The following is a 25225-nucleotide window of genomic DNA, read 5'->3' as shown; positions in this document are numbered from 1 at the left end:
GTCAGTTCTTCGGCAGGCCGGCGACGGCGCGCGCGGGCCCGGTCAGCTCGAGGATATGCAGGCCGGTATTGGCGCGATCGACGATGTAGATGTAGCCGCGATCATCGGTCTCGACATTGTTGGTCTGGATCGCGACCTTGCAGCGCTCGCCACCCTCGACCGGAATGCAGCGCTTGTCGGTCGCGCTCGTGATCGAAGGAATGAAGTAGCCGACTTCCTTGGGATGATAGGGATCTCGGATGTCGAGCGCACGCACGCCGGCATTGAAGAAGGCGATGAAGGCCATCTTCTTGTAATAGACCGGCGCCATGCTCTCGTTCGAGGAATGCGAGCCGAAGCGGCCGCCGCGCTGGCAGAACTGCCCGCTCGCCTCGGGCACGGTGTAACTGGAGATCATCATCGGCCGCGTCTCGGTGGTGACATCGGCGAACCACACCATCTGCCGCGCCTCGCCGCATTCATTCAGAATCGCCTCGTCCACGATCATGACGATGTCGCGGGTCTTGCCGTCCTTGTCCTCGGCGAATTCGGCGATGGGCATGTCCAGCATCGGAAACGTCGTGTGCGCGCCGTTGAAGGCCGACATCGGCAGTCGCGCAATCTCGGGATAGCGCAGATTGTCCGGCGTCGGCTCCTTCGGCCCGTTCAAGAGCTTTTCGCGATCGACGATCTGCAGAATGCCGCCCTTATTGGTGCCGTAGCCGAAATAGACGCGGTTGCCTGTGGGGCCGGTCGAGATCGGCCCGTGCAATTCGGTCGGCACCGCGCCGGTCGCGCCAGGCTCCTGGCCGGGCAGGCCGAAGTCGCGGATCTTCTGCGGATGCGCGGGATCGGAGAGATCATAGACTTGTGTCATGCGGCGCGTGCGCCAGTCCGGCGCGCCCGAGACGAGATAGGCAATGCCGGTGTCGCATTCCCACCAGCTCTTGTGCGTGTCCTTCAGGCCAGCGATGCGGGTGACGAGCGCGGGATTGGCGGGATCGGCAACGCTCCAGATTTCGTGCGCCTCGCTGCCGAAGGTACGGAGCATGTAGACCGCGTTGGGATCGCCCTTCGGCAACGCCTTGCCGTCGCAGACCCGCACCATCTGCGCGCCGCCGGATTCGTACTTGCCCTCCTGCCCCGGCAGGTGCCGCAGGTACTTGGGATGCGCGGGATCGGTGACGTCGACGATCGAGGTGCCGTTGGGCTCGGCCTGTCCCGTCATCGGATTGACAGGGCTCGGCACCGCGTCGGTGCCGCCGTGATGTCCGATATAGGCGATCCAGCGATCGCCCTGGTGATGGATGGTCGGCTGATAGGCGCTGCGCGCCTGCAGGTCGTTCGTGCCGACCAGCTTCATGTTGGAAGCTTCCGGCGGCGCGCCGATCACCTGCTGCTTCTGCGCATGGAGGCATGTGCTGCCGGCGAAAAGGACAAGGCAAGCAGCAAGTTGAACGCGGCTGATCATTGATCCTCCCGGAACCAATCTGCGTTGGCTGAGATGCAAGGCTAACACAGGGGTTCGCGCCCGCCAAAGACACCATCTTGACATGCAACCATTTGGTTGCCTATTATCTCCGCCATGGATGAAGTCTTCAAAGCGCTGGCCGACGCGTCACGACGGTTACTCCTTGACAGACTTCACACCAAGAACGGTCAGACGTTGAACGAACTCTGCGAGGGCCTGGAGATGACGCGCCAGGCCGTCACCAAGCACCTTGCCATCCTCGAAGAGGCCAATCTGGTCACGACCTTCAAGCATGGCCGCGAGAAGCTGCATTACCTCAACCCGGTGCCGATCCATCAGATCGGCGAACGCTGGATCAGGAAATTCGAGCGCGGCAAGCTTGCCGCTCTCAGCGAGTTGAAACGTCAGTTGGAGAAACGCGATGAGTAAGCCGAGCTATGTCTACGTGACCTACATCGAGACCTCGCCCGAGGCGCTGTGGCAGGCCCTGACCGACGGCGATTTCACCGAACGTTACTGGTTCGGCCACCGCATCGCCTCCGACTGGAAGGAAGGCGCGCCGTACCGCTTCACCAATAACGGCAATCCAACGGTCGAGGGCGAGGTCATCACTTTCGATCCGACGCGGCGACTCGCCTATAGCTGGTACAATCGCAAGCCCGAAGCCGCGGGCGAGGGAATCTCGCGCGTCAGCTTCGATCTCGAGCCACGCGGCAAGGTCGTCAAGCTGACCGTCACTCATGACGAGCTCGGCGAAGACGGCAAGACCCTGCGCGATATCTCCGGCGGCTGGCCGATGGTGCTGTCGAACCTGAAGAGCCTGCTCGAGACCGGGCATACGATCGGAATCGTCCCGCCCAGCTACTCGAAGGACGCTGCGTGATGGCCCGGCCCGAATTCATCTATGTCACCTATATCGAGACCACGCCGGAAAAGCTGTGGGACGCGCTCACCAAGAGCGAGTTCACCCGGCAATACTGGTTCGACACCGAGGTCAGGTCCGACTGGAAGGTCGGCTCGTCCTTTGCGCTGGTGATGAGCGGCACGACCACCGACACCGGCGAGATCCTCGAGGCCGACCGGCCGCGACGGTTGTCGTACACGTTCAAGCACGAAGTGAATGAGGAGATGCGGAACGAAGGACCGACCAAGGTGGTTTTCACGCTCGAGCCTTGGGGCAGCCTTGTGAAGCTGACCGTAACCCACGAAGGCTTCGCCGCAGGCAGCAAGCTGCTCGATGGCATTTCCAAGGGCTGGCCGGCGATCCTGTCCGGGCTCAAGAGCTTACTTGAAACCGGCAAGGCACCGACGATCCCGCCCGCGGCGCTTGGCATCGAAGGATTTGAATGATGAACCTCGATCAGTTCAAGCCGCTGACGGTCTACACCATCTACATCGCCTCCACGCCCGAGAAGGTGTGGGAGGCGCTGACCACCGCCGAGTTCAGTCGGAAGTATTTCTTCGGCAATGCGGTCGAGGTCGAGCCGCGGCTCGGCGGCGCCTTCACCGTGCGCACGCCGGACGGGGCGCTGCACATCAGCGGCGAGGTCCTCGCCTACGACCCTCCGCGAAAGCTCTCCGTCACCTTCAACGTCAACTGGCCGGAGCTGGTCGAGAAGCTCGGACCGACGCTCGTGACCTACGAGATCGAACAGGTCGGCGACGCGGTCCGGCTCACCATGAGCGAAGGCCACGACCGGCCGCTCAGCGACGACATTCTGGCCGGCGGCCGCTCGGGCTGGCCGGCGATCCTGTCCAGCCTCAAGAGCGTACTCGAAACCGGCAAGCCACTGGTCATCAAGCTGGGCCCGCCGCAGCGGATGCTCGATGCGCTCAAGGCGATGGGAATCAAGACGCCGTAGCGCCGCCAGTGAATGACCTGACCTTATCCCCTCGCCCGCAGCTCGCGCCGCAGCACCTTGCCGGTGGCGGTCATCGGCAGCGTCTCCGCGAATTCCACGAAGCGCGGATATTCGTGGGCGGCGAGCTGCACCTTGACGAATTCCTGGATCTCGCGCGCGAGCGTATCGCTTGCGGCAAAGCCGGGGCGCAGCACGATCCAGGCCTTGATCGATTCGGTGCGGATCGGATCGGGAATGCCGACCACCGCCGCCATCGCTACCGATGGATGCTTCATCAGCGTGTGCTCGATCTCCGAGGGGCCGACGCGATAGCCGGCGGTGGTAATGACGTCGTCCTCGCGGCTGACGTACCAGAAATAGCCGTCCTCATCCTGCACGCCGAGATCGCCGGTGAGCAGGAATTCGCCGGCATATTTCTTCGCCGTCGCCTCAGGATTGCGCCAATATTCGATCATCGTGACAGGGCACGGCTGGCGCACGCCGATGATGCCGCGCTGGCCGCGCGGCATTTCCTCGCCCTTGTCGTTGACGATGCGGACATCGAAGCCCGGCGTCGCCTTGCCCATCGAGCCGGGGCGGATCGGAAACAGATTGGAGTTGCTGCCGATCACGAGATTGCACTCGGTCTGGCCGAACACCTCATGGGCGTCGATGCCGAAGGTTTCGTGCACCCAGCCCAAAAGCTCGCCGCCAAGGGATTCACCGCCGGTGAAGATGCTGCACAGCTTCACCCCGGGATGCTTCACGCCGGCCTGCCGCATCAGCTTCAGCGCCGTCGGCGGCAGGAAGACGTTGCGCACGCCGAGGTCAGCCATCATCTGCATCGCCGCCTGCGGCTCGAATTTGCGCGCGCGGTGACCGACCAAGGGAATGCCGTGATACCAGAACGCGAACAGGCCATTCACGAGTCCGCCGATCCAGGCCCAGTCCGCCGGCGTCCACATCAGATCGCCGGGACGCGGCAGGAAGTTGTGACACATCTCGACGTTCGGCAGATGGCCGAGCACGACGCGATGGGCATGCAGCGCGCCCTTGGGATTGCCGGTCGTGCCGGAGGTGTAGATGATCAGCGCGGGATCGTCGGCGGAGGTGTCGACGGGCGCAAAGTCCTCGGATGCGGTTTCGATCGCTGACCAGAACGGTTTTGCGCCGGCGTGGACGGCGCCGCTCGTGACATAGATGTCCTGCAAATAAGGCAGCCGATCGCGGATCTTCGTGAGTTTCTCCCAGCCCGCCTCATCGGTGATGATGGCTCTTGCTTGCGAATTCGACAGGCGGAATTCCAGCGCGTCCTCGCCGAACAGGGCGAACAGCGGGATCGAGATCATGCCGGAACGGAACGCGGCCATATGCGCGATCGGCAGTTCCAGCGACTGCGACAAGAACACCGCGACGCGGTCACCGCGCGTCAGCCCGTCGGCCTTCAGCACATTGGCGAAGCGGCGCGACAGCTCCGCGATCTCGTCGAACGAGGTGCGGCTCGTCGTGCCGTTCTCGTCGACATAGACCAGCGCGAGGCGGCCGGTGCCGTCGGCGTGGCGATCGCAACAGGCCTCCGCCATGTTGAATCGCGCCGGGATGTCCCAGCGGAAGTTGCGGTAGAGCTCATCGTAAGTTGCGGCTTCGGTCAGCATGGCTGCGGGCGTTTCCCTCTGGCGTGGACAGCCGGAGTTTCCTCCATCCACGTGCTTCTTGCTTAACCGCCAGTTTAAGGCCGTGAATGCCCGGGACAAGCCCGGGCATGACGATAGGGAAACGTCTCGCCTCGGAATCCATTGATCAACGGATTCGCCGGCGCCATGGTTTCTCGGATGCGCAACTCCGCATCCCGGTTCGACGCTTCGCGTCGCCCGGAATGACACCTATCCGGTGAGCGCAGCCTTCACGAGACCAGAGGCTTTGCCGAAGTCCATCTGTCCGGTGTACTTCGCCTTCAGCGCCGCGATCACCTTGCCCATGTCCTTCATACCGGCCGCGCCGGTCTCGGCGATGACGTCCGAAATCGCCTTCTTCACGTCGTCGTCCGACATCTGCTTCGGCAGGTACACCGAGATCACCGCAATCTCCGCGCGCTCCTGCGCGGCGAGCTCGGCGCGGCCACCCTTGTCGTAGAGCTCGACCGCCTCCTGGCGCTGCTTGATCATCTTCTGGAGCACGCCGAGCAGGTCGGCATCCGACAGCGGCGGCTTGCCGCTGCCGCGCGCCTCGATGTCGGCGTTCTTGATGGTCGAGTTGACCATGCGCAGCGTCGAGAGCTTGCGCTCGTCCTTGGCCTTCATGGCCTCCTTGACCGCATTGTTGATGTCGTCGCGCAACATGGCCGTGATCCTCTCAATCTATCGCGCCTGATCTAAGCCGTTCGCTGGCAAGAGGCCATACCGGACACCAGGCTGTCTCTGGTTCATTGTTTCCCCGTCGACCGCGGAAATTGCTCAAAATTGCCAGTTCCAGCCTAAGTGCCCGGGTGGGCCTGTCAAATATGCAAAAACGCATGTGAATCCGGCCTCTCCCGCTTTGACGGGCGCCACTTGCCGGACTATGAAGCGGGCTCATGACACAACATGACAACGATCCCGCTTGGCCGGACCACAAACCGACCGCGCTCCTCGTGCTCGCCGATGGTACGGTGCTCGAGGGCTTTGGTCTCGGCGCCGAAGACCACGCCGTCGGTGAAGTCTGCTTCAACACCGCGATGACCGGCTATGAGGAGATCTTGACCGATCCCTCCTATGCCGGACAGATCATCACCTTCACCTTCCCGCATATCGGCAACGTCGGCACCAACGAGGAAGACATCGAGACGGTGAACATGGCCGCGACGCCCGGCGCGCGCGGCGTGATCCTGCGCACCGCGATCACCGACCCCTCGAATTACCGCGCGACCAGGCACCTCGACGCCTGGCTCAAGGCGCGCGGCATCATAGGGCTCTCCGGCATCGACACCCGCGCCCTGACCGCGCTTATCCGCTCCAAGGGCATGCCGAATGCGGTGATCGCGCATTCGAAGAACGGCGAGTTCGACCTGCACGGCCTGAAGGAACAGGCACGCGAATGGCCCGGCCTGGAGGGCATGGACCTCGTGCCGATGGTTACCTCGGGCCAGCGCTTCACTTGGGACGAGACGCCCTGGGCGTGGAACAACGGCTTTGGCCGGCAGGACAAGCCGGAGTTCAACGTCGTCGCCATCGACTACGGCATCAAGCGCAACATTCTGCGCCTGCTCGCCGGCGTCGGCTGCAAGGTGACGGTGGTGCCGGCAACGACCTCGGCCGAAGACATCCTGGCGATGAAGCCCGACGGCGTGTTCCTGTCCAATGGTCCGGGCGATCCGGCCGCGACCGGCAAATATGCGGTGCCGGTGATCCAGGACGTGATCAAGTCCGGCACGCCGACATTCGGCATCTGCCTCGGCCACCAGATGCTGGGCCTTGCCGTCGGTGCCAAGACGAAGAAGATGCATCAGGGCCATCACGGCGCCAACCATCCCGTCAAGGACGAGACCACCGGCAAGGTCGAGATCACCTCGATGAACCACGGCTTTGCCGTTGACCAGGCGACGCTGCCGAAGGGCGCGACGCAGACTCATATCTCGCTGTTCGACGGCTCCAATTGCGGCATCCAGCTCGACGGCAAGCCGGTGTTCTCGGTGCAGTACCACCCCGAGGCCTCGCCGGGCCCGCGCGACTCGCATTATCTGTTCCAGCGCTTTGCGGACCTGATGCGGCAGAAGAAGAGCGCCTGAGGCGCTCTCTCGCATTTCCACAACATCTTGCCCGGGCTTGGTCCCGGGCATTTTCGTTTTTGGCTGCAGCCCGTCATTCTGGGGCGCGCCACTTGGCTCGAGCCCGGAATGACGGAGGCTACGACAAAGGAACGTCGCTTCACGCCCCTCGTTGATCCCTGCTACTCTGACGCTGGAGCCCCTCATGTCCGTCGTCCGCGACAATGCCGAGCCGCTCGCCATCGTCTTCGAGGACGACGGTCTCGTGCCGAACAATATCCTTCCCTTCCTGGTCTATCAGGGCGCACTCACGCTCGACCCGAAGACCCCGGAGGAAACGATCGAGACGTTGTTCGGCGCTAACGGCTGGGGCGGCACGTGGCGCAACGGTGTCTACGACTATCTACATTATCATTCGACCGTGCATGAGGTGCTCGGGGTCGCGCGCGGCCATGCCCGCGTCCGCTTCGGCGGCGATCACGGCCAGGAGCTGGAGATTGCGGCCGGCGACGTCGCGATCCTTCCCGCCGGCACCGGACATCAATGCATCAGGGCCAGCGACGATTTCAGCGTGATCGGCGCCTATCCGCCCGGCGCGAAGATGGAGATCACGCGGGCAACGCCCGGGAACCACGCCAAGGCGCTGAAGACGATTCCGCAGGTCGCGATGCCGCCGGCCGATCCGGTGACTGGCAAAGAGGGAGCGCTGATGCGGCTGTGGCGATAGCCGTCAACACGGTGCTGTAGGTGGGTTAGCCGAAGGCGTAACCCACCACGTCTATCGACGCGGAAATAAAAGAGGTGGGTTACGCTTCGCTAACCCACCCTACAGCAAAGCGCCTTACGCCGCGTTGCTGCCTTCCTGGCGGGAGGCTTCGAACAGGAACCACGTGCGGCGCTCGGTCTCGTCGATGAAGACCTCGAGGATACTCGCGCTCGCGACATCGCCGGCCTCGTCGCACACCTCGTGCGCCTTGCGCATCGCGCTAGCGACGTGCTTGTTGTCCTGCATCAGTTCGCGCAGCATCTCACGCGGCGGTACGTAAGGCTCGTTGTTGTCCTTGATGGTCTGGAGCTTGGCGACCTGTCCGATCGACTTTAGCGTCGTACCGCCGATCTTGCGGACCCGCTCGGCGAGCTGGTCGGTGGTGGCGAAGATCTGGTCCGACTGCTCGTCGAGCAGCAGGTGGTAGTCGCGGAAGTGCCGCCCGCTGATGTGCCAGTGGAAATTCTTGGTCTTGAGATAGAGCGCGAACGCGTCGGCCAGAAGCACATTGAGTGCCTCCGAAACCTTGTTGACCGCCTGGGGCGACAGATCGGTGGGGGTGTCTAGGTCGGGCGAGACCTTGTTGTTGGCTTTGCTCACGGGAAACCTTCCTGTTAGGACGCGGACATTGACGGCGCGCCGTCGCACCCCTAACGCAAGGCGGGCAGCGCCGGTTCCTGCACAGGAACTGTTTGGCCGGGACCCTCGAGTACCATGGACGATTGGATCGATTATTACGACTCCACGCACACGATCTATGTCAGCAAGCTGCATCGCGACTTGCACTTCCAGATCATCGCGCGGGACATCATCAGTTATATCCCGTCGCCCGACGCGACGGTGCTGGACTATGCCTGCGGCGAGGCGCTGTCGGCGGGCGAGGTGGCGACGGCCTGCGGCAAGCTGATCCTTGCCGAGCCTGCGCCCGGAGTCCGCGGCCGGCTGATCGCGCGGTTTGCCCCGAACACGAAAATCCGCGTCCGCTCGCTCGAGGACGTCAGGAAAATGCAGGAGCAGTCCGTCGATCTCGTCGTGATGAATTCGGTCGCGCAATACATGACGGCGGACGAGCTCGATTCCGCGCTTCGCAACATCCGCCGGTTGCTCAGACCGTCCGGCAAGCTGGTGCTCGGCGACATCCTCCAGCCGAACGTCGGCATGGGCCGCGACGTGATGGCGCTGCTCAGCTTCGGCCTGCGTCACGGCTTCCTCAAGGACGCGCTGATCGGGCTGATCAGCACCGCGCTGTCGGATTATCGTCACCTGCGTACGCGCATTGGGCTGCAGCGCTACAGCGAGGGTGAGATCACCGCCAAGCTGACCGCAGCCGGGTTCGCGGTCCAGCGCGCCCCTGCCAATATCGGCCACAACCGCTGGCGCATGACCTTCATCGCACGGCCGCCGTTAGTGCGCGGTTAGGGTTAAAACTTAGCTGAGGTGGCTTGCGGTATCCCGATCAGCCATGATCGCGACGGCCCGGTGGCGGAAGCTCCACGCGAGAGCGGTGCATCGCTCTTTATCCTGGTTCAAGTCCAGGCCGGGTCTCCAGCCTTCGCGGCTAACGCCGCTTCCGCTCGGCAAGCCAGCCGAACCAAAATATCGAAAACACCCCATGCAAAATAGCCGGTGATTCCGGCGCGATGCTTGGCTGCATTTTTGCGAAAGCATTGACGCGTCGGGCAGACCGGGCGCCGCGGTGCCTCTCATCTTCAGTCAACCTCCACCACGTCGCACTCGGACAGAAGCAGAAGCCGATCGGCGTCTTTGGCGGCGGAGTTGATCACGGCATCGAGCAGACCTGGGAAGCGCGCCTCCAGATCCGCGCGGCGGAGCTTCGTCAGCCGGCTGGTGCCGACGATGCGGGTCTGCGTCAATCCGCATTCGCGCAGCTTAGCGAAGTGATAGGCAAGATTCGACTTTGCCCCGAGGCCGCTGAAATCGCCGCAGCGCAGCTCGCTGCTGCCACGTTCTTGCTGGGCGAGCTGATAGACGATCGCAAGCCGGATCGGATCGCCCAGGCAATCCAGAACCATCGGGAGTTCGATCTGCTCTCGGGTGGGATGCAGTGGGGTGCGGCTCATATCTGGATGATAGCGCGGCGAGGCCAATGTTCAATAGTTCTTGAACCAATTGACATGGGAAACCCGACAAACAATAGTTCAATAAACATTGAACATAGGGATGCTTCGAATGAGCGTGTTCTGGCTGGCCATGGCAGCCTTTGCGATCGGCACGGAAGGCTTTGTGATTGCAGGACTTTTGCCTGGGATCGCCGCCGACCTGCAGATCTCGGTGTCGGCAGCCGGGCAACTCGTGACGGCCTACGCCCTCACCTACGCGGTGGGCTCGCCCATCCTGGCGGTGACGCTGAACAACGTCGACCGCCGCACCGTGCTGGCGCTGGCGCTGTCGACCTTCATCGCCGGCAATCTCGTGGCGATGATGACCTCGGGCTATATGCTTCTGCTGGCTTCGCGCATGCTGATGGCGCTTGGCGCCGGACTTTGCATGCCGACAGCGCTCGGCGTCTCGGTGGCGGTCGCCTCGCCCGAGCGGCGCGGCCGCGCGGTGGCGCTGGTCACGTCGGGCATTACGGTTGCGACCGTCGTCGGTGTCCCGCTCGGCAACTTCGTCGGCAGCCTGTTCGGCTGGCGCGCGACCTTTGCCATGGTCGCCCTGCTCGGCACCGTTGCGCTCGCCGGCCTCTTGTTCGGCCTGCCCCGCGGCTTGCCGCGCAATACGGCTTCGCTTGCCGAGCGGCTGGCCGTGGCCCGGCACGGCAACGTCCTGATCGCGCTTCTCATCACCATCCTGTGGGCGCTCGGCGGCTTCACCGTCTTCACCTATTTTGCGGTCCCGCTGAAAAGCCTCGGGTTCGATGCCTCCAGGATCAGCCTTGCGCTCCTGGTCTTCGGCGGCGCCGCCGCAATCGGGAACATGCTCGGCGGCGTCCTCGCCGACCGGCTCGGCACGCTGGCCACCGCCGCGCTCGGCCTTGCCGGTATGGCGACAGCCCTAATCCTGCATTCGCTGGTGCTGAAGCTGATGCCGGGCCAGCCGCATTACGCGGTGCTTGGCGCGATCTTGCTCTGGGGCATCTCGGGCTGGGCATTCTACCCGGCCCAATTGGCCAGCATCATCCGGATCGAGCCGCAGGCCTCGATGATCGCGCTCTCGCTCAACGCCTCGGCGATGTACCTCGGCTTCGCGATCGGCGGCGCGCTGGGAGGCGCTGTGCTGACGACGCTCTCGCCAACCGACCTCGGCTGGGTCGGCGGATCGAGCGTCACGGCCTCGCTCCTGGTGCACCTTGCCCGCGGCTGGCAAGCTCGACCAAAACCCGTGAAAATTGCCGGTTGATGGGCATTTTTCGGGGTTTCGCCGCCCCGAAAACTGGTCTAAGACCCACCCGCGCGCGAGGGAAACCCGCGCTCTCGGCTAAAGGGGACGCGCGGCGAGCGCGCCCTTTTTTTGTGCCCAAATTCCAGCCCGCGAGCGGTGATGCCCAAACGAACCGACATCTCGACCATCCTGATCATCGGCGCCGGTCCCATCGTGATCGGCCAGGCCTGCGAGTTCGACTATTCCGGCACCCAGGCCTGCAAGACGCTGAAGGAAGAGGGCTATCGCATCGTCCTCGTCAATTCCAACCCGGCCACCATCATGACCGACCCGGAATTGGCCGATGCAACCTATATCGAGCCGATCACGCCCGAGATCGTCGCCAAGATCATCGAGAAGGAACGCCACGTCATCCCCGGCGGCTTCGCGCTGCTGCCGACCATGGGCGGCCAGACCGCGCTGAACTGCGCGCTCTCACTGCGCAAGCAGGGCACGCTGGACAAGTTCGACGTCGAGATGATCGGCGCGACCGCGGATGCGATCGACAAGGCGGAGGATCGCCAGCTCTTCCGCAACGCCATGGAGAAGATCGGGCTGCAGACGCCGAAGTCGCGGCTCGCCAACGCCTCGGCGCTGAAGAAATCCTATCGCGACAAATACCTCGCCGAACGCGAGAAACTGTCCGGCGCCGCGCTGGAAGAGCTCGACCGGCAGTGGTCGCTGGGCGAGAACGAGCGCCGCAAGCGCTATCAAGAGCACGCGCTCGGCGAAGCGATGATGGCGCTGTCCGAGATCGGACTGCCCGCGATCATCCGCCCCTCCTTCACGCTCGGCGGCACCGGCGGCGGCATCGCCTACAACAAGGAAGAGTTCCTCGACATCATCGAGCGCGGCCTTGACGCGTCCCCCACCAACGAAGTCCTGATCGAGGAATCCGTTCTCGGCTGGAAAGAGTTCGAGATGGAGGTGGTGCGCGACAAGAAGGACAATTGCATCATCATCTGCTCGATCGAGAACTTCGATCCGATGGGCGTGCACACCGGCGACTCCATCACGGTCGCGCCGGCGCTGACGCTGACGGACAAGGAATACCAGATCATGCGCGACGCTTCGATCGCGGTGCTGCGCGAGATCGGGGTGGAAACCGGCGGCTCCAACGTGCAGTTCGGCATCAATCCGGTCGACGGCCGCATGGTCGTGATCGAGATGAATCCGCGCGTGTCGCGTTCCTCGGCGCTGGCCTCGAAAGCCACGGGCTTCCCGATCGCGAAGGTCGCGGCCAAGCTCGCGATCGGCTACACGCTGGACGAGGTCGCCAACGACATCACCGGAGGCGCGACGCCGGCCTCGTTCGAGCCGACGATCGACTACGTGGTGACCAAGATCCCGCGTTTCGCCTTCGAGAAATTCCCGGGCGCCTCGGCCACGCTGACGACCTCGATGAAATCGGTCGGCGAGGTCATGGCGATCGGCCGCACCTTCCAGGAAAGCCTGCAGAAGGCCCTGCGCGGGCTCGAGACCGGGCTCACCGGCCTCGACGAGATCGAGATCGAGGGCCTCGGCCATGGCGACGACAAGAACGCGATCCGCGCGGCGCTCGGCACGCCGACGCCGAACCGGCTGTTGCAGGTCGCGCAGGCGATGCGGCTCGGCTGGTCCGACGAGGAAATCTTCAACTCCTGCAAGATCGATCCGTGGTTCCTCGCCGAGATGCGCGGCATCGTCGAGATGGAGGAGAAGGTCAAGAAGAACGGGCTTCCATCCAATGCCTTCGGCATGCGCACACTGAAGGCCATGGGCTTCTCTGACTCGCGGCTCGCGGTACTTTCGCAAACCACTGAGGCGGAGGTCGCGGCGAAACGCCACGCGCTCGCCGTCCGTCCCGTGTTCAAGCGCATCGACACCTGCGCCGCCGAGTTCGCCTCGCCCACCGCCTACATGTACTCGACCTATGAGGCGCCGTTCGCGGGTGCCCTCGCGGATGAGAGCGCGCCGTCGGACAAGAAGAAAGTCATCATCCTCGGCGGCGGCCCGAACCGGATCGGACAGGGCATCGAGTTCGACTATTGCTGCTGTCACGCCTGCTTCGCGCTGGACGACGCCGGCTACGAGACCATCATGGTCAACTGCAATCCGGAGACGGTGTCGACCGACTACGATACCGCCGACCGGCTCTATTTCGAGCCGCTCACGGCCGAGGACGTGCTTGAGATCATCGCGACCGAGCGCAAGAACGGAACGCTGCATGGCGTGATCGTGCAATTCGGCGGCCAGACCCCGCTGAAGCTCGCGCGCGCGCTCGAGGCGGCGGAAGTGCCGATCCTCGGCACCTCGCCCGACGCCATCGATCTCGCCGAAGACCGCGACCGCTTCAAGCGCGTGCTCGACAAGCTGCGGCTGAAGCAGCCCAAGAACGGCATCGCCTATTCGGTCGAGCAGGCCCGCCTCGTCGCCGCCGATCTCGGCCTGCCGCTGGTGGTACGCCCGTCCTACGTGCTCGGCGGCCGCGCGATGCAGATCATCCGCGAGGAGAACCAGCTCAACGACTATCTGCTCGGCACGCTGCCGGAGCTGGTGCCGGCCGACGTCAAGGCGCGCTATCCGAACGACAAGACCGGGCAGATCAACACCGTGCTCGGCAAAAACCCGCTACTATTCGACCGCTATCTCACCGATGCCACCGAGGTCGATGTCGACTGCCTCAGCGACGGCAAGGACGTCTTTATCGTCGGCATCATGGAGCACATCGAGGAAGCCGGCATCCACTCCGGCGACTCTGCCTGCTCGCTGCCGCCCTATTCGCTCGATGACAAGATGATCGATGAGCTGGAGCGACAGACGCGTGAACTGGCGCTTGGCCTCGACGTCGTCGGCCTGATGAACGTGCAATACGCCATCAAGGACGACGAGATCTACGTCCTCGAGGTCAACCCGCGCGCCTCGCGCACGGTGCCGTTCGTCGCCAAGGTGATCGGCACGCCGGTCGCGAAGATCGCCGCGCGCGTCATGGCCGGCGAAAAGCTTGCCGACTTCAAGCTGAAGAAGCGCGAGCTCAAGCATGTCGGCGTCAAGGAGTCCGTGTTCCCGTTCGCGCGCTTCCCGGGCGTCGACACGGTGCTTGGCCCCGAGATGCGCTCGACCGGCGAGGTCATGGGCATCGACAGCTCCTTCGAGGTCGCATTCGCCAAGAGCCAGCTCGGCGGCGGTACGCGGGTGCCGGGCAAGGGCACGGTGTTCGTCTCGGTGCGCGAAAGCGACAAGCTCCGCATCACCGAAGCGGTGCGCCTATTGCATTCGCTCGGCTTCAAGGTGCTGGCGACGTCGGGCACGCAGCGCTTCCTCACCGACCAGGGCATCCCGACCGAGAAGGTCAACAAGGTGCTGGAGGGCCGGCCGCACATCGTCGACGCCATCACCAACGGCGATATCCAGCTCGTCTTCAATACCACCGAAGGCCCGCAGGCGCTCGCCGACAGCCGTTCGCTGCGGCGCGCGGCCCTCTTGCATAAAGTGCCGTATTACACCACTCTTTCCGGGGCCGTGGCGGCCGCGCAGGGCATCCGCGCCTATCTGGGCGGGGACCTTGAGGTTCGTACCCTGCAGAGCTATTTTTCGGAAACCTGATCGTTGGCGGAGGCCAGCCTTTCGCTAAGTGATTGGCAATGAAGCTACAATGGCCGGAGGAACTGTCCGGCCATGTGGTTGTTCTGTTCCGGCGCCAGACCCACATAACGTTCCGGTGGCCGCGTGTTCCGCCTCCGGAAACAGAGACGAATCATGGTCGCGGCGCCCTTTCTTTTTGGGGACCCGCGACCGGAGAACGAGAGAAGCGATGGAAAAGGTTCCGATGACTCTGGCCGGTTTTACCGCGCTCGGGGAAGAATTGAAGCAGCGCCAGTCCGTGGACCGTCCGCGGATCATCGAGCATATCGCGGAGGCGCGCTCGCACGGAGACCTGTCGGAAAACGCGGAATATCATGCCGCGAAGGAAGAGCAGTCCCACAATGAGGGCCGCATCGCCGAACTTGAGGACAAGCTCGCGCGCGCCGACATCATCGACATCACCAAGCTATCCGGTGACACCATCAAGTTCGGCGCCACCGTGACGCTGATCGACGAGGACACCGAGAAGAAGACGGTGTGGCAGATCGTCGGCGAGGTCGAGGCCGACGCCAAGAAGGGCCGCATCTCCATCACCTCGCCGCTCGCGCGCGCGCTGATCGGCAAGAAGAAGGGCGCCTCCGTCGAGGTCAACACGCCCGGCGGCGCCAAGGCCTATGAGATCACCAAGGTGGAGTGGCGGTAGTCAGCGCCACATCTGACAATGTTTTGAAAAGGCCGCGCCTCGCGCGGCCTTTTTGTTTCGGCGTGTTGTTTGGCGCGGAAGGTGGGCTCGCAGGCTCACCACCCGTCATTGCGAGCGCAGCGAAGCAATCCAGAATCTTCCCGCGGCGACAGTCTGGATTGCTTCGCTTCGCTCGCAATGACGGAGAAGATGGATGACTCGTCACCAAGGATGGGCTTAACGCCGCCCCCTCACATCGAGCGGCACGGCGGCTTCGTATTTCGAATTGTGCAGCACAAGCGAGGTCCGCACGTTGCGCACGTGGGGAGCCGCGGTGAGATGTGTGACGAAATCCTGGAAGGTCGCCATGTCGGGCGCGACGCATTTGAGGATGAAGTCGACCTCGCCCGACAGCATCCAGCACTCCCGCACCAGGGGCTCGGCGCGGACGAACTCCTCGAACGCCCTTAAGTCGGCCTCGGCCTGGCTGGAGAGATGCACCGCGGCGAATACCGTGACATCGAAGCCGAGCTTTCGCGCATCGAGCAGGCCGCGGTAGCCGTGGATATAGCCCTCCTCCTCCAGCGCGCGGACGCGGCGCAGGCAGGGCGGCGGCGAAATCCCGACGCGCTTGGCCAGCTCGACATTGGTGATTCGACCGTCGGCCTGGATCTCGGCGAGAATTTTGAGATCGATCTCGTCTAGGTTCCGCGACACGTGATTGGAACTCCTGGCCTTGCGGCGATATCGGATGGGTCTGTCGCAATCCTCATAGCCGAGTCCGCACCGGGTGCGCAATTTTATTGCGCGTGCAGCGCAATCGACTTTTGTTCCTTGTTGGAAAAATCCGCCGAGAGGGAATGCAATTCTTGCATAGCTCACCAGAAGGCTTAGATTAGCTCTGATATTCCAGCGCCTCCGCAAGCCTTCCTTGGCACGTTCCGCGCCCGCGCTGCGATTCCCCCGAGAAAGGCGTCCCAAGAAAATGCCAACTCCCGTCCATGCAAAGGTCGTCATCATCGGCTCCGGCCCCGCCGGCTACACGGCGGCGATCTATGCCGCGCGCGCGATGCTCGAGCCGATCCTGATCCAGGGGATCCAGCCGGGCGGCCAGCTCACCATCACCACCGACGTGGAGAACTATCCCGGCTTCGCCGACGTGATCCAGGGCCCCTGGCTGATGGAGCAGATGGAGAAGCAGGCGCTGCACATGGGCACCCAGATCAAGACCGATCTGGTGACCAAGCTGGAGACTTCGCAGCGTCCGTTCCGCCTCACCTGCGACTCTGGCGATGTCTATCTCGCCGACACCGTCATCCTGGCCACCGGCGCCCAGGCCCGCTGGCTCGGGATCCCCTCGGAGGAAACCTTCAAGGGGTTCGGCGTCTCCGCCTGCGCCACCTGCGACGGCTTCTTCTATCGCGGCAAGGAAGTGATCGTGGTCGGCGGCGGCAACACCGCGGTCGAGGAGGCACTGTTCCTGACCAATTTCGCCTCACAGGTCACCCTCGTTCACCGCCGCGACCATTTCCGCGCCGAGCGCATCCTTCAGGAGCGCCTGTTCAAGCATCCCAAGATCAAGGTGGTCTGGGAGAGCGTCATCGACGAAATCCGCGGCGAGACCAATCCGAGCAAGGTCACCCACGTCCGCCTGAAGAACGTCAAGACCGGCAAGCTCACCGAGCTGAAAGCCGACGGCGTGTTCATCGCCATCGGACACGCGCCGGCAACCGAACTCGTGAAGGATCAGGTCAAGCTCAAACCGTCGGGCTATGTCGAGGTCGCCCCGAACTCGACCGCCACCTCGGTGCCCGGCCTGTTCGCCGCCGGCGACGTCGCCGACGAGACCTATCGCCAGGCCGTCACGGCCGCCGGCCTCGGCTGCATGGCAGCTCTCGAAGCCGAACGTTTCTTGGCCCTGCGCGCCAGCGAGCGCGCGGCAGCGGAATGAAGACCATGGCACGAACACGCGACGGATTCACGGATATGGACTGGGACAAGCTGAAGGTGTTTCACGCGGCGGCGGAGGCGGGCAGCTTCACGCATGCGGGCGAACAGCTCGGCCTGTCGCAATCGGCGGTCTCACGCCAGGTCAGCGCGCTGGAGCAGGAGCTGTCGGTCTCGCTGTTCCACCGCCACGCCCGCGGCCTGATCCTCACCGAGCAGGGCGACCTCTTGTTCCGCACCGCGCATGACGTCTTCATGCAGCTCCAGGCGGCACGCGCGAAATTGACCGACAGCCGCGAGCGGCCGAGCGGCGACCTAAAGATCACCACCACGCCCGGCGTCGGCATCAACTGGCTGATCCCGCGGCTCGGCGAATTCACCGCGCTCTATCCGGAGATCCGTATCTCGCTGATCGTCACCGACGAGGAGCTGGACCTGTCGATGCGCGAGGCCGACGTCGCGATCCGCACCCGCAAGCCGACGCAACCCGACCTCATCCAGCGCAAGCTGTTCGCGATGGGCTTCCACGCGTATTGCTCGCCGGAATACATCAAGCGCTTCGGCACGCCGCGCACGCTGGAGGAGCTCGACTCGCACCGCATCATCACGCTCTCGGACGGCAACTTCGCTGCGCATCTTCAGAACCGCAACTGGCTGATCGAGGCCGGGCGCAATGGCAGCGGTCCGCGCGAAGCCTACTTCAAGGTCAACAACATCTTAGGGCTCGTGCGCGCCTGTCAGCAGGGCCTCGGCATCGCCGCGCTCCCCGATTACCTCGTCGAGGAGCAAAGCCGTCTGGTGCAGCTCTTCGGCGAATCGGATTCGATCCAACTCGACACGTATTTCGTCTATCCCGAGGAGTTGAAGACGGTCGCGCGCGTGCAGGTGTTCCGCGACTTCGTGGTGAGCAAGGCGCAGCGCTGGCCGTCCTGATTTCCGCATGACTGACATGCGACCTCAACGGTTGCTGCAGGGCGCGGGGCGAGCCCATAATGTTTGCACGCTGAGCCTTCGCGTTGCGCATTTGTCCCCCTCCTCCAGTGGCGCGGGAGTTCAGTAATCCCTCTTGGAAGGTGATTGTGTCGGCCTCACGTGGCCAATACCTAAGCCGGGCCCTTCGGGTCCGGCTTTTTTTCGTCGATTTTGGCCTTCGCGCTCCGCGTGTATTGACAGTTCCAGGCATACCCCGCATCATTTGCCAATGATCACGAAGTCGTGCGCACCTATCTCGAAAAAAGGCCCCCATCCGGGGACCAGGGATATTTGCGCGCGCTAGGTAAAGCTTCGTCATCGTCGCAATCCCGAAAACCCCGCCACCTGGACGGGGTTTTTTCATGTGCCCTCCGTCTCAGGTCAAATCTGAAGGAGATGGAACATGACCGGTCTACGACATCATCTGCACGGACTCTGGCTGCCGCTGGTGACACCGTTTCGCGACGGCCGCCTCGACGAGATGTCGCTGCGGCGATTGACACGGCACTACACCGCGCAAGCCATCGACGGCTTCATCCTGGGTGCGACCTCCGGTGAAGGCATGACGCTGAGAGACGCGGAGCTCGAACGCCTCGTCGCCATCGTGCGTGACGAGATGGCAGCCGGCCGCCGCACAGTGCCGATCTGCCTCGGCCTTTCCGGTGCCGACACGTCGCGGCTCAAGGATCGTCTCGACGAGACCGCGGACTGGCCGATCGACGGCTACCTGATCGCAAGCCCCTACTATGTGCGGCCGTCGCAGCGCGGAATGCTGGCGCATTTCGAGGCGCTCGCCGATCACGCCGCCTGGCCGCTCGCGCTCTACAACATTCCCTATCGCACCTCGGTCAACATCACCAATCAGACGCTGCTGCGTCTTGCCGAGCATCCGAACATCGTCGGCCTGAAGGATTGCGGCGCGAGCCGCGAGCAATCGATCGCGCTGCTGCGTGATCGTCCGAAGAATTTCCGCGTGCTCACCGGCGAGGACGCCAACTATCACGATGCGCTCACCGATGGCGCCGACGGCGGCATCCTGCTCTCCGCCCATATCGAGACCGCGACTTTCGCCGCCGTCTACACGGAGCTGAAGCGCGGCAACTCAAGCGCGGCGCTGGCGCACTGGCAGGAGGTAAAGGAGCTGACGCGCCTGTTGTTCGCCGAGCCAAGTCCCGCGCCGGCGAAGTACTGGCTGTGGCGCAGCGGCCTGATCGACAGCCCCGAAGTGCGGCTGCCGATGGTGGAGGTAAGCAGCGAGCTCGCCGCCACACTCGATCGCGAGATCGAGCGACGCGTGAAAGTCGCGGCGTAGCTGCTTCTTGCCTCTCCCCGCTCGCGGGGAGAGGCCGGATTGCATCGAAGATGCAATCCGGGTGAGGGGGACTCTCCGCGAGTCCAGCTCTCACCGTGATCGCGGATAGAGCCCCTCACCCCACCCTCTCCCCGTAAGAACGGGGAGAGGGAGCGAGAGACCGGCATCCTTGGTTAACCCCGCCCCAATCGTCTTCGCAGGCGCCGCATAGCGCATCCACGTCTCGTTTACGCAATCGCGCCTATCGTCGTCCTAAGATCTTCCAAAGGGGGAAAGCCATGGGACATCGAACCCGGCCTACGGCCGCGCGCCAATTCGCGCCCGCCGATCTCTTGCAGGGAATCCTGGTGGTATCGTCGTTCGGCTTCTGGGCCGTGATGCTCGGCCTGATGCCGGTGCTGCTCTTCCGCGTCTGGCTCCTGGGCTGACGCTGGTCGAGCGCGGATGGTTAATCCGCGGTAGCACCTGTGTTCAAATGCGAGCGGAGTTGCGACCCGGATCTTAAAACATCACGCTTATCACTTAAGCCCATCAGCGAAGAAATCGCGGGGGCGTTTGTGAATAGTCAGAATGATATGGCGTCGCATTACGACGCCGGACGGCAAGGCTTTACCAACCAGGACTTGGCCAACCAAGACTTGGCCAATCAGGACTTTGCCGACCAAGGCTTTAGCACCGAGGACATTCTCTGGGCCGTCGGCATCTGGTCGGTGATCCTGACCCTGTCGCCGGTGATCGTGTTCTACATGCTGATGGTGGCGTAAGGCGCTTCTACCAGCTCTTCCGAAACGCAAAACGCGCGGCTCGCCCGCGCGTTTTTCGTAAGCCAGCAATGAACAAAGAAATTAAGCCGCCTGCTTGTGCATTGCGCCGGATGCCGACGCCGTGCCGCGAATAGCCTTCACTGAACGCTCGATCGCCGCCCACAGCCTTGCGATTTCCTGAGCCGCGCGGCTCTCGGCCTGATATTCCCGCGCGCCTTCGCCGTGGCTCAGCGCCATCAAGAGATCGGAACGGTTGGTGATCTGGCCGCCCCACACCGGCGCACGGAATTTCGCCAGCGCCTCGCGCGCGATGGTGACGATCGGGCTTTCGGCCTCGTCGCGACGAGCCGGCGCACCGTTCAGCACGACCGCATAGGGCTTGCGCGCCGCGCGGCACATCTGGATCGTTTCCTGCACCGCGTTGACGTCGAACACGCCGGGACGCGCTGGAATGATCACCATGGTCGCGTTCCTGATGGCATCGTCGACGACGGCCGACAGGTTCGGCGGCGTGTCGATCAACACCCATTCATAGCCGTCGCGCCTGGCAGCGGAGACGATGCCGCTGACGGAGTTCACCGCAGCCTTGATCTGCGGCTCGTTGGTGCCACGCAGCTTGTGCCACAGCGTGAGCGACCCTTGTGGATCGGCGTCGACGAGCAGAACGGGCTTGGTCGCCTTGATCTGCGCGGCGAGATGTGCAGCCAGGGTACTCTTGCCCGAGCCGCCTTTACGCGATGCAAAAACAATAACGTTCATACCTTGGCCTCCAGATTGACCCCAGGTCGCGAAAATGAATCACCACGCTGATTCGTGAAAGAAAAATTTACCGGGAGTTGCGTTGCGGCCACGAAATAACAAGACGTGTTGGCTTTTGAGTCACACTGCAGCGCGCGACGCAGACGCGAACTGTAACAAAACGCCTGTCAGACCAGCATACCGTGCGCTCTTTGAGCAGCGAGCCGGGAAAATGACGGATGCAACCTCGCCGCGCAAATCCTATTCCGGCTCTTTTCCGCCAATCGCGACGCTGTTCGCTGCAGTCGCGTGCGCGCGATGGGTGAACAAAAGGAGTCCGCTGGCTTTCGCGAAGCTGATGCCGCCAGCCATTTTGACTCAAGGCAGATCAGCCCTCGTCGGTCTTTCTCTTCTTGCTCGCCTTGGAAGTCGGCTTCGAGGTCGGCTTGGTGCTCTTCTTCGCCGTATGCGGCTTGATCTCGGTCGGCCGCCGGGCGCGGACTTCGCCCGGCTCCGGTCCCTGCCGGAAGAACACCCGGCACGGCGGCGAGAGCTGCGCCTTCTTCTGGATCATGCAGGCGGTGATGGCATCGACGTTCGGAACGAACTCGCCACACAGCCGCATCGCGTCCGGCGTGCAGGCCTGCTGCTGCTCCGGAGTGTAGGCGAAGCCAGCGCCAGGCTGGACGAGGATGGCCAGGGCAATCCCACAGATTGCAGCCAAGGACTTCCTAGAGCGAAACGCCATCGATCCCCTCCAATCGTCAAGTTGGAGGGGATAGTGGGTGAACGCTCATTCGTTGGCAACCGAGCCGAGATGCGAAAACCGCAAGCTGTGCGCTCTCGGCAACAGAGCGGTCAGCCCACGGCCTGAGGCTCCGGTGACGGTCCGACAAAAAAACGCGAAAACAACCCCATGCAAAGTAGCCGATGGGGCCGAAGCGGCCGATTGCTGATTTTACGAAACCCGTTTGACACGTCGGGCAAAACAGCGGCATGATGCCATCATCGAGGGTGTGGGGTGGTCTCAGCGGATATCCCCGTAAAGTGAGGGCCGCATGGCCACCGTGTTGATCGTCGCGCCGGTCTTTGCCCTGATCGCGGCCGGCTATGCCGCGGTACTGTTTCGCTTCGTCTCCGAGACCGCGCACAAGGGCATCTCCGAATTCGCCTTCAGCATCGCCATCCCTGCGCTGCTGTTTCGCACCATCGTCGTCTCGGAATTCCCGCATCTGAGTCCTTTCCGGATGTGGGGCGCCTATTACGGCGCCCTCGCCATCACCTGGATCGCCGCGCTCGCGCTGTCGACCCTGCTGCGCGAGCAGCGCGAGGACCGCGCGGACCGCGTCGTGTTCGCGATCGGCTCGGTCTACGGCAACATCGTGATGCTCGGCATTCCGCTAACGCTCTCGGCGCTGGGAAACGAGGCGGCAGGACCGATGGCGCTGATCCTGTCGGTGAACACGCCGCTGCTCTGGCTCTGCGGCACGCTGCAGATGGAATGGACCGGTCGCAAGCAGAAAGGCCCGGCCTTGTCCGTCATCCTGCCGGTGCTCCTGGATCTTTCGCGCAACCCGATCATGCTGGCGATCGGCTTCGGCCTGGTCTGGCGCCTTGCCGGACTCGGCCTCCATCCCGTCGTCGACAGGACGATCGAGCTGCTCGCACAGGCGGGATCGCCGGCGGCGCTGATCGCGCTCGGCATCACGCTGTTCCGCTTCGAGATCAAGGGCGAGAAGCTCGGCATCACCGTCATGTGCGCGCTCAAGCTGCTGGCGATGCCGGCAGTCGCCTTCCTGCTGGCAAAACTATTGGAGCTGCCGCCGCTGGCGGCCGGCGTGGTCGTGCTGTTCGCGGCGATGCCGACCGGCGCGAACGCGTATATCTTTGCGGTCCAGTATCAGCGGCTGGTGAACCCGGTGTCGGGCGCGGTGGCGCTGGGCACGCTGCTGGCTGCGGTGACGCTGCCGGTGGTGGTGATCGTGGCGGGGATGGGTTAGCTCCGGAAAGCGGTGCTTGAGGCCCCCTTGACTGTCCCTAGTCATTTCGATAATCGTTGAATTATGGAAAAGACAGATGCTGTCGCGGCCCTTTCTGCGCTGGCCCAGGAAAACCGGCTCGATGCCTTTCGGCTCCTCGTGCAGGCCGGACCGGAAGGCATGGCCGCGGGCGCCATCGCGGCTACGCTTGATGTTGCGCCGAATACGCTGACCTTCCATTTCGACCGCCTGCGCATGGCCGGCCTCGTGACCGTCCGCCGCGACGGCCGCTCGATGATCTACGCCGCGCAATTCGAGCAGATGAACGCTCTGCTCGCCTTCCTGACCGAGAATTGCTGCGGCGGCGCACCATGCGCCCCAGCGACCGCGTGCAAGCCTACGCGCAAGACCAAAGTGCCAGCTTGAAAGGACACGCCATGAAGCGCCTTCACGTTCACGTCTCCGTCGAAGACATCACGCACTCCATCGGCTTTTATTCGGCGCTCTTCGCGTCCAAGCCCACGGTCGTGAAGCCGGACTATGCGAAGTGGATGCTGGAAGATCCCCGCGTCAATTTCGCGATCTCTACGCGTGGCCGTCAGCCCGGCCTCGACCATCTCGGCATCCAAGTGGAGAGCACCGAGGAGTTGCACGAAGTCTACGAGCGGCTTCGGCAAGCTGGCGGCAATATCATCGAGCAAGGCCAGACGGCATGCTGTTACGCGAAGTCGGAGAAATCGTGGATCGACGATCCGGCCGGGATCGCCTGGGAGACTTTCCACACCACAGGCGAAAGCACGACCTATGGCGATGGCTCCGGCGAGAACGGTGCACGCGTGGCTCATGAGAAGCAGGGTGCTTGCTGTGCTCCGCAAGCCGCCGCCAAGCCCAATTCGGCGTGCTGCTGATGGATGTCATCATCTACCATAATCCCGATTGCGGGACCTCCCGGAACACGCTCGCGCTGATCCGCAATGCGGGCGTGGAGCCGCATGTCGTCGAGTATCTCAAGACACCGCCATCTCGGGCGATGCTGCAGGCGCTGATCGCTCGCATGGGCATCAGCGCACGCGAGCTCCTCCGCGAAAAGGGCACGCCCTACCAAGACTTGGGGCTGGACGACGAGAGCTTGAGCGACGATGCGCTGCTCGACGCCATGATGGCGCACCCAATTCTCATCAATCGACCGATTGTCGTATCACCGCTCGGCGTGCGGCTTTGCCGGCCGTCGGAGGCCGTCATTGACCTTCTTCCGCCCCAGCAGGGCGAATTCGTCAAGGAAGACGGCGAGCGAGTCATCGACAAGAGAACGAAGGGCGCGACATAGATGCAGTCGCTGGGGCGGCGACTATTTGCCGAATGGCTAGGGACGTCATTCCTTTTGGCCGCAGTCGTCGGCTCAGGGATCATGGCCCAAAAGCTCGCCGGTGGGAATGTAGCGATTGCGCTGCTCGGCAACACCATCCCGACCGGCGCAATCCTCGTCGTACTCATCTTGATCTTCGGACCCGTTTCCGGCGCTCACTTCAATCCAGCCGTCACCCTGGCTCTGGCTGCACGCGGCGAACTGCCTTGGCGACTGTCGCCAGCCTACATCGTGGCCCAGCTTGCTGGTGCTATCGCGGGGGTCTGGATCGCCCATCTGATGTTCGAGCTTCCCCTGTGGCAAGTCTCGATGACGCAGCGGACGGGCGGCGCTCAATGGCTGGCGGAGGGCGTGGCGACCTTTGGCCTTGTGCTCACGATCTTCGGCTGCGCTGCCAAATCGCCGAGCGCGATCCCTTATGCGGTCGGCCTTTACATCACGTCGGCCTACTGGTTCACGGCCTCGACATCGTTCGCCAACCCTGCCGTGACGATAGCAAGATCACTATCCGATACATTCGCCGGAATTGCGCCCGCGGGCGTTATCCCCTTCATCATCGCTCAGCTCTTGGCCGCCGCTGCTGCGACCGCATTGAGCGGCTGGCTCTGGCGGACGCCTTCCTGCTGGCAACGCTCTTGAACCTGCAGCCGCTAGCGGCCGGCCTGGTCGTGCTGTTCGCGGCGATGCCAGCCGGCGCGAACGCGTATATCTTTGCGGTTCA

The 25225-nt window shown here is 63.4% G+C and carries 28 protein-coding genes; 20 read left to right on the top strand and 8 right to left on the bottom strand.

Features of this window, described 5'->3' with window-relative positions; translation table 11 throughout:
• Position 1: 1 nt before the first annotated feature.
• On the bottom strand, positions 2 to 1450 hold the full coding sequence (locus MTR72_RS09400) for an LVIVD repeat-containing protein (RefSeq protein ID WP_280968545.1): 1449 nt from the start codon (positions 1448 to 1450) through the stop codon (positions 2 to 4).
• 114 nt (positions 1451 to 1564) lie between these two features.
• Between MTR72_RS09400 and MTR72_RS09395 the strand changes: the two genes are divergently transcribed.
• Genes MTR72_RS09395 through MTR72_RS09380 form a run of 4 tightly spaced genes read left to right on the top strand, consistent with a single transcriptional unit; the run spans position 1565 to position 3312 of the window.
• A complete protein-coding gene (locus MTR72_RS09395; RefSeq protein ID WP_280970847.1) occupies positions 1565 to 1879 on the top strand; it encodes an ArsR/SmtB family transcription factor in 315 nt (104 codons plus the stop codon).
• Positions 1872 to 2333 (top strand): SRPBCC family protein, encoded by a 462-nt coding sequence (locus MTR72_RS09390; protein ID WP_280968544.1) that lies wholly within the window; start codon positions 1872 to 1874, stop codon positions 2331 to 2333. The genes MTR72_RS09395 and MTR72_RS09390 overlap by 8 nt, the downstream gene beginning before the upstream one ends.
• Positions 2333 to 2800 carry an SRPBCC family protein gene (locus tag MTR72_RS09385; protein ID WP_280968543.1) on the top strand — a complete coding sequence of 156 codons (468 nt, stop codon included), beginning with the start codon at positions 2333 to 2335 and terminating at the stop codon, positions 2798 to 2800. Before MTR72_RS09390 ends, MTR72_RS09385 begins: the two co-directional genes overlap by 1 nt.
• The gene (locus tag MTR72_RS09380) at positions 2800 to 3312 is read left to right on the top strand and encodes an SRPBCC family protein (protein ID WP_280968542.1); all 513 of its coding nucleotides are present in this window, start codon (positions 2800 to 2802) and stop codon (positions 3310 to 3312) included. Before MTR72_RS09385 ends, MTR72_RS09380 begins: the two co-directional genes overlap by 1 nt.
• A 23-nt stretch (positions 3313 to 3335) precedes the next feature.
• Here the strand turns inward: MTR72_RS09380 and MTR72_RS09375 are convergent, their stop codons facing one another.
• The gene (locus tag MTR72_RS09375) at positions 3336 to 4946 is read right to left on the bottom strand and encodes an acyl-CoA synthetase (RefSeq protein WP_280968541.1); all 1611 of its coding nucleotides are present in this window, start codon (positions 4944 to 4946) and stop codon (positions 3336 to 3338) included.
• Between the two features lie 228 nt (positions 4947 to 5174).
• Positions 5175 to 5630, bottom strand: coding sequence for a GatB/YqeY domain-containing protein (locus MTR72_RS09370; protein WP_280968540.1), 456 nt, complete (start codon positions 5628 to 5630; stop codon positions 5175 to 5177).
• Positions 5631 to 5863: 233 nt separating this feature from the next.
• Between MTR72_RS09370 and carA the strand changes: the two genes are divergently transcribed.
• The gene (gene carA, locus MTR72_RS09365) at positions 5864 to 7054 is read left to right on the top strand and encodes a glutamine-hydrolyzing carbamoyl-phosphate synthase small subunit (RefSeq protein ID WP_280968539.1); all 1191 of its coding nucleotides are present in this window, start codon (positions 5864 to 5866) and stop codon (positions 7052 to 7054) included.
• 184 nt (positions 7055 to 7238) lie between these two features.
• Complete coding sequence (locus MTR72_RS09360) at positions 7239 to 7760, top strand: hypothetical protein (protein WP_280968538.1); 522 nt, start codon at positions 7239 to 7241, stop codon at positions 7758 to 7760.
• A gap of 114 nt (positions 7761 to 7874) precedes the next feature.
• Here the strand turns inward: MTR72_RS09360 and MTR72_RS09355 are convergent, their stop codons facing one another.
• Positions 7875 to 8399 carry a Dps family protein gene (locus MTR72_RS09355; protein WP_280968537.1) on the bottom strand — a complete coding sequence of 175 codons (525 nt, stop codon included), beginning with the start codon at positions 8397 to 8399 and terminating at the stop codon, positions 7875 to 7877.
• A gap of 114 nt (positions 8400 to 8513) precedes the next feature.
• On the opposite strand from MTR72_RS09355, the gene MTR72_RS09350 reads away from it, so the two are divergent.
• Positions 8514 to 9218 carry a class I SAM-dependent methyltransferase gene (locus MTR72_RS09350; protein ID WP_280968536.1) on the top strand — a complete coding sequence of 235 codons (705 nt, stop codon included), beginning with the start codon at positions 8514 to 8516 and terminating at the stop codon, positions 9216 to 9218.
• A gap of 290 nt (positions 9219 to 9508) precedes the next feature.
• On the opposite strand, the gene MTR72_RS09345 is transcribed toward MTR72_RS09350, so the two are convergent.
• The gene (locus MTR72_RS09345) at positions 9509 to 9880 is read right to left on the bottom strand and encodes an ArsR/SmtB family transcription factor (RefSeq protein ID WP_280970846.1); all 372 of its coding nucleotides are present in this window, start codon (positions 9878 to 9880) and stop codon (positions 9509 to 9511) included.
• A gap of 109 nt (positions 9881 to 9989) precedes the next feature.
• On the opposite strand from MTR72_RS09345, the gene MTR72_RS09340 reads away from it, so the two are divergent.
• From MTR72_RS09340 to greA, 3 genes are all read left to right on the top strand, one after another.
• On the top strand, positions 9990 to 11159 hold the full coding sequence (locus MTR72_RS09340) for an MFS transporter (RefSeq protein ID WP_341510314.1): 1170 nt from the start codon (positions 9990 to 9992) through the stop codon (positions 11157 to 11159).
• Between the two features lie 141 nt (positions 11160 to 11300).
• Positions 11301 to 14765: a carbamoyl-phosphate synthase large subunit gene (carB, locus tag MTR72_RS09335; RefSeq protein WP_280968534.1), complete on the top strand. Its 3465-nt coding sequence runs from the start codon at positions 11301 to 11303 to the stop codon at positions 14763 to 14765.
• Between the two features lie 208 nt (positions 14766 to 14973).
• Positions 14974 to 15447: a transcription elongation factor GreA gene (greA, locus tag MTR72_RS09330; protein WP_280968533.1), complete on the top strand. Its 474-nt coding sequence runs from the start codon at positions 14974 to 14976 to the stop codon at positions 15445 to 15447.
• A 216-nt stretch (positions 15448 to 15663) separates the two neighbouring features.
• Here greA and MTR72_RS09325 read toward each other — a convergent pair whose 3' ends face one another.
• A complete protein-coding gene (locus MTR72_RS09325) occupies positions 15664 to 16143 on the bottom strand; it encodes an Lrp/AsnC family transcriptional regulator (protein ID WP_280968532.1) in 480 nt (159 codons plus the stop codon).
• 268 nt (positions 16144 to 16411) lie between these two features.
• Here MTR72_RS09325 and trxB point away from each other — a divergent pair, with 268 nt between their 5' ends.
• The 5 genes from trxB to MTR72_RS09300 all read left to right on the top strand — a co-directional run bounded on the left by trxB (position 16412) and on the right by MTR72_RS09300 (position 20421).
• A complete protein-coding gene (trxB, locus tag MTR72_RS09320) occupies positions 16412 to 17377 on the top strand; it encodes a thioredoxin-disulfide reductase (protein WP_280968531.1) in 966 nt (321 codons plus the stop codon).
• Positions 17378 to 17382: 5 nt separating this feature from the next.
• Positions 17383 to 18306 carry a LysR family transcriptional regulator gene (locus MTR72_RS09315; RefSeq protein WP_280968530.1) on the top strand — a complete coding sequence of 308 codons (924 nt, stop codon included), beginning with the start codon at positions 17383 to 17385 and terminating at the stop codon, positions 18304 to 18306.
• Between the two features lie 442 nt (positions 18307 to 18748).
• Positions 18749 to 19657 (top strand): 4-hydroxy-tetrahydrodipicolinate synthase family protein, encoded by a 909-nt coding sequence (locus MTR72_RS09310; protein WP_280968529.1) that lies wholly within the window; start codon positions 18749 to 18751, stop codon positions 19655 to 19657.
• Positions 19658 to 19935: 278 nt separating this feature from the next.
• A complete protein-coding gene (locus MTR72_RS09305; protein WP_280968528.1) occupies positions 19936 to 20085 on the top strand; it encodes a hypothetical protein in 150 nt (49 codons plus the stop codon).
• Between the two features lie 147 nt (positions 20086 to 20232).
• Positions 20233 to 20421, top strand: coding sequence for a hypothetical protein (locus MTR72_RS09300; protein WP_280968527.1), 189 nt, complete (start codon positions 20233 to 20235; stop codon positions 20419 to 20421).
• 81 nt (positions 20422 to 20502) lie between these two features.
• On the opposite strand, the gene MTR72_RS09295 is transcribed toward MTR72_RS09300, so the two are convergent.
• Positions 20503 to 21180, bottom strand: coding sequence for a ParA family protein (locus tag MTR72_RS09295; RefSeq protein WP_280968526.1), 678 nt, complete (start codon positions 21178 to 21180; stop codon positions 20503 to 20505).
• Positions 21181 to 21547: 367 nt separating this feature from the next.
• Positions 21548 to 21907, bottom strand: a complete 360-nt coding sequence (locus MTR72_RS09290) for a hypothetical protein (RefSeq protein WP_280968525.1) — start codon at positions 21905 to 21907, stop codon at positions 21548 to 21550.
• A 310-nt stretch (positions 21908 to 22217) separates the two neighbouring features.
• Between MTR72_RS09290 and MTR72_RS09285 the strand changes: the two genes are divergently transcribed.
• From MTR72_RS09285 to MTR72_RS09265, 5 genes are all read left to right on the top strand, one after another.
• Positions 22218 to 23159 (top strand): AEC family transporter, encoded by a 942-nt coding sequence (locus MTR72_RS09285; RefSeq protein WP_341510313.1) that lies wholly within the window; start codon positions 22218 to 22220, stop codon positions 23157 to 23159.
• Positions 23160 to 23222: 63 nt separating this feature from the next.
• Entirely contained in the window at positions 23223 to 23564 is a 342-nt protein-coding gene (locus tag MTR72_RS09280) for an ArsR/SmtB family transcription factor (RefSeq protein WP_280968523.1), read from the top strand.
• Between the two features lie 11 nt (positions 23565 to 23575).
• Positions 23576 to 24046, top strand: a complete 471-nt coding sequence (locus tag MTR72_RS09275) for an ArsI/CadI family heavy metal resistance metalloenzyme (RefSeq protein ID WP_280968522.1) — start codon at positions 23576 to 23578, stop codon at positions 24044 to 24046.
• Entirely contained in the window at positions 24046 to 24465 is a 420-nt protein-coding gene (gene arsC / locus MTR72_RS09270) for an arsenate reductase (glutaredoxin) (RefSeq protein WP_280968521.1), read from the top strand. Before MTR72_RS09275 ends, arsC begins: the two co-directional genes overlap by 1 nt.
• Positions 24466 to 25143, top strand: coding sequence for an MIP/aquaporin family protein (locus MTR72_RS09265; RefSeq protein ID WP_280968520.1), 678 nt, complete (start codon positions 24466 to 24468; stop codon positions 25141 to 25143).
• Positions 25144 to 25225 lie beyond the last annotated feature (82 nt).

Source organism: Bradyrhizobium sp. ISRA442 (assembly GCF_038085055.1).
Classification (GTDB): Bacteria; Pseudomonadota; Alphaproteobacteria; order Rhizobiales; family Xanthobacteraceae; genus Bradyrhizobium.
This window is presented reverse-complemented; position numbering and strand designations above follow the sequence as displayed.

What these genes read in the sequence shown, in the direction of transcription:
- MTR72_RS09400 (WP_280968545.1), bottom strand. Translation starts at nt 1,450, where the DNA reads ATGATCAGCCGCGTTCAACTTGCTGCTTGCCTTGTCCTTTTCGCCGGC.
- MTR72_RS09395 (WP_280970847.1), top strand. Translation starts at nt 1,565, where the DNA reads ATGGATGAAGTCTTCAAAGCGCTGGCCGACGCGTCACGACGGTTACTC.
- MTR72_RS09390 (WP_280968544.1), top strand. Translation starts at nt 1,872, where the DNA reads ATGAGTAAGCCGAGCTATGTCTACGTGACCTACATCGAGACCTCGCCC.
- MTR72_RS09385 (WP_280968543.1), top strand. Translation starts at nt 2,333, where the DNA reads ATGGCCCGGCCCGAATTCATCTATGTCACCTATATCGAGACCACGCCG.
- MTR72_RS09380 (WP_280968542.1), top strand. Translation starts at nt 2,800, where the DNA reads ATGAACCTCGATCAGTTCAAGCCGCTGACGGTCTACACCATCTACATC.
- MTR72_RS09375 (WP_280968541.1), bottom strand. Translation starts at nt 4,946, where the DNA reads ATGCTGACCGAAGCCGCAACTTACGATGAGCTCTACCGCAACTTCCGC.
- MTR72_RS09370 (WP_280968540.1), bottom strand. Translation starts at nt 5,630, where the DNA reads ATGTTGCGCGACGACATCAACAATGCGGTCAAGGAGGCCATGAAGGCC.
- carA (WP_280968539.1), top strand. Translation starts at nt 5,864, where the DNA reads ATGACACAACATGACAACGATCCCGCTTGGCCGGACCACAAACCGACC.
- MTR72_RS09360 (WP_280968538.1), top strand. Translation starts at nt 7,239, where the DNA reads ATGTCCGTCGTCCGCGACAATGCCGAGCCGCTCGCCATCGTCTTCGAG.
- MTR72_RS09350 (WP_280968536.1), top strand. Translation starts at nt 8,514, where the DNA reads ATGGACGATTGGATCGATTATTACGACTCCACGCACACGATCTATGTC.
- MTR72_RS09345 (WP_280970846.1), bottom strand. Translation starts at nt 9,880, where the DNA reads ATGAGCCGCACCCCACTGCATCCCACCCGAGAGCAGATCGAACTCCCG.
- MTR72_RS09340 (WP_341510314.1), top strand. Translation starts at nt 9,990, where the DNA reads ATGAGCGTGTTCTGGCTGGCCATGGCAGCCTTTGCGATCGGCACGGAA.
- carB (WP_280968534.1), top strand. Translation starts at nt 11,301, where the DNA reads ATGCCCAAACGAACCGACATCTCGACCATCCTGATCATCGGCGCCGGT.
- greA (WP_280968533.1), top strand. Translation starts at nt 14,974, where the DNA reads ATGGAAAAGGTTCCGATGACTCTGGCCGGTTTTACCGCGCTCGGGGAA.
- trxB (WP_280968531.1), top strand. Translation starts at nt 16,412, where the DNA reads ATGCCAACTCCCGTCCATGCAAAGGTCGTCATCATCGGCTCCGGCCCC.
- MTR72_RS09315 (WP_280968530.1), top strand. Translation starts at nt 17,383, where the DNA reads ATGGCACGAACACGCGACGGATTCACGGATATGGACTGGGACAAGCTG.
- MTR72_RS09310 (WP_280968529.1), top strand. Translation starts at nt 18,749, where the DNA reads ATGACCGGTCTACGACATCATCTGCACGGACTCTGGCTGCCGCTGGTG.
- MTR72_RS09305 (WP_280968528.1), top strand. Translation starts at nt 19,936, where the DNA reads ATGGGACATCGAACCCGGCCTACGGCCGCGCGCCAATTCGCGCCCGCC.
- MTR72_RS09300 (WP_280968527.1), top strand. Translation starts at nt 20,233, where the DNA reads ATGGCGTCGCATTACGACGCCGGACGGCAAGGCTTTACCAACCAGGAC.
- MTR72_RS09295 (WP_280968526.1), bottom strand. Translation starts at nt 21,180, where the DNA reads ATGAACGTTATTGTTTTTGCATCGCGTAAAGGCGGCTCGGGCAAGAGT.
- MTR72_RS09290 (WP_280968525.1), bottom strand. Translation starts at nt 21,907, where the DNA reads ATGGCGTTTCGCTCTAGGAAGTCCTTGGCTGCAATCTGTGGGATTGCC.
- MTR72_RS09285 (WP_341510313.1), top strand. Translation starts at nt 22,218, where the DNA reads ATGGCCACCGTGTTGATCGTCGCGCCGGTCTTTGCCCTGATCGCGGCC.
- MTR72_RS09280 (WP_280968523.1), top strand. Translation starts at nt 23,223, where the DNA reads ATGGAAAAGACAGATGCTGTCGCGGCCCTTTCTGCGCTGGCCCAGGAA.
- MTR72_RS09275 (WP_280968522.1), top strand. Translation starts at nt 23,576, where the DNA reads ATGAAGCGCCTTCACGTTCACGTCTCCGTCGAAGACATCACGCACTCC.
- arsC (WP_280968521.1), top strand. Translation starts at nt 24,046, where the DNA reads ATGGATGTCATCATCTACCATAATCCCGATTGCGGGACCTCCCGGAAC.
- MTR72_RS09265 (WP_280968520.1), top strand. Translation starts at nt 24,466, where the DNA reads ATGCAGTCGCTGGGGCGGCGACTATTTGCCGAATGGCTAGGGACGTCA.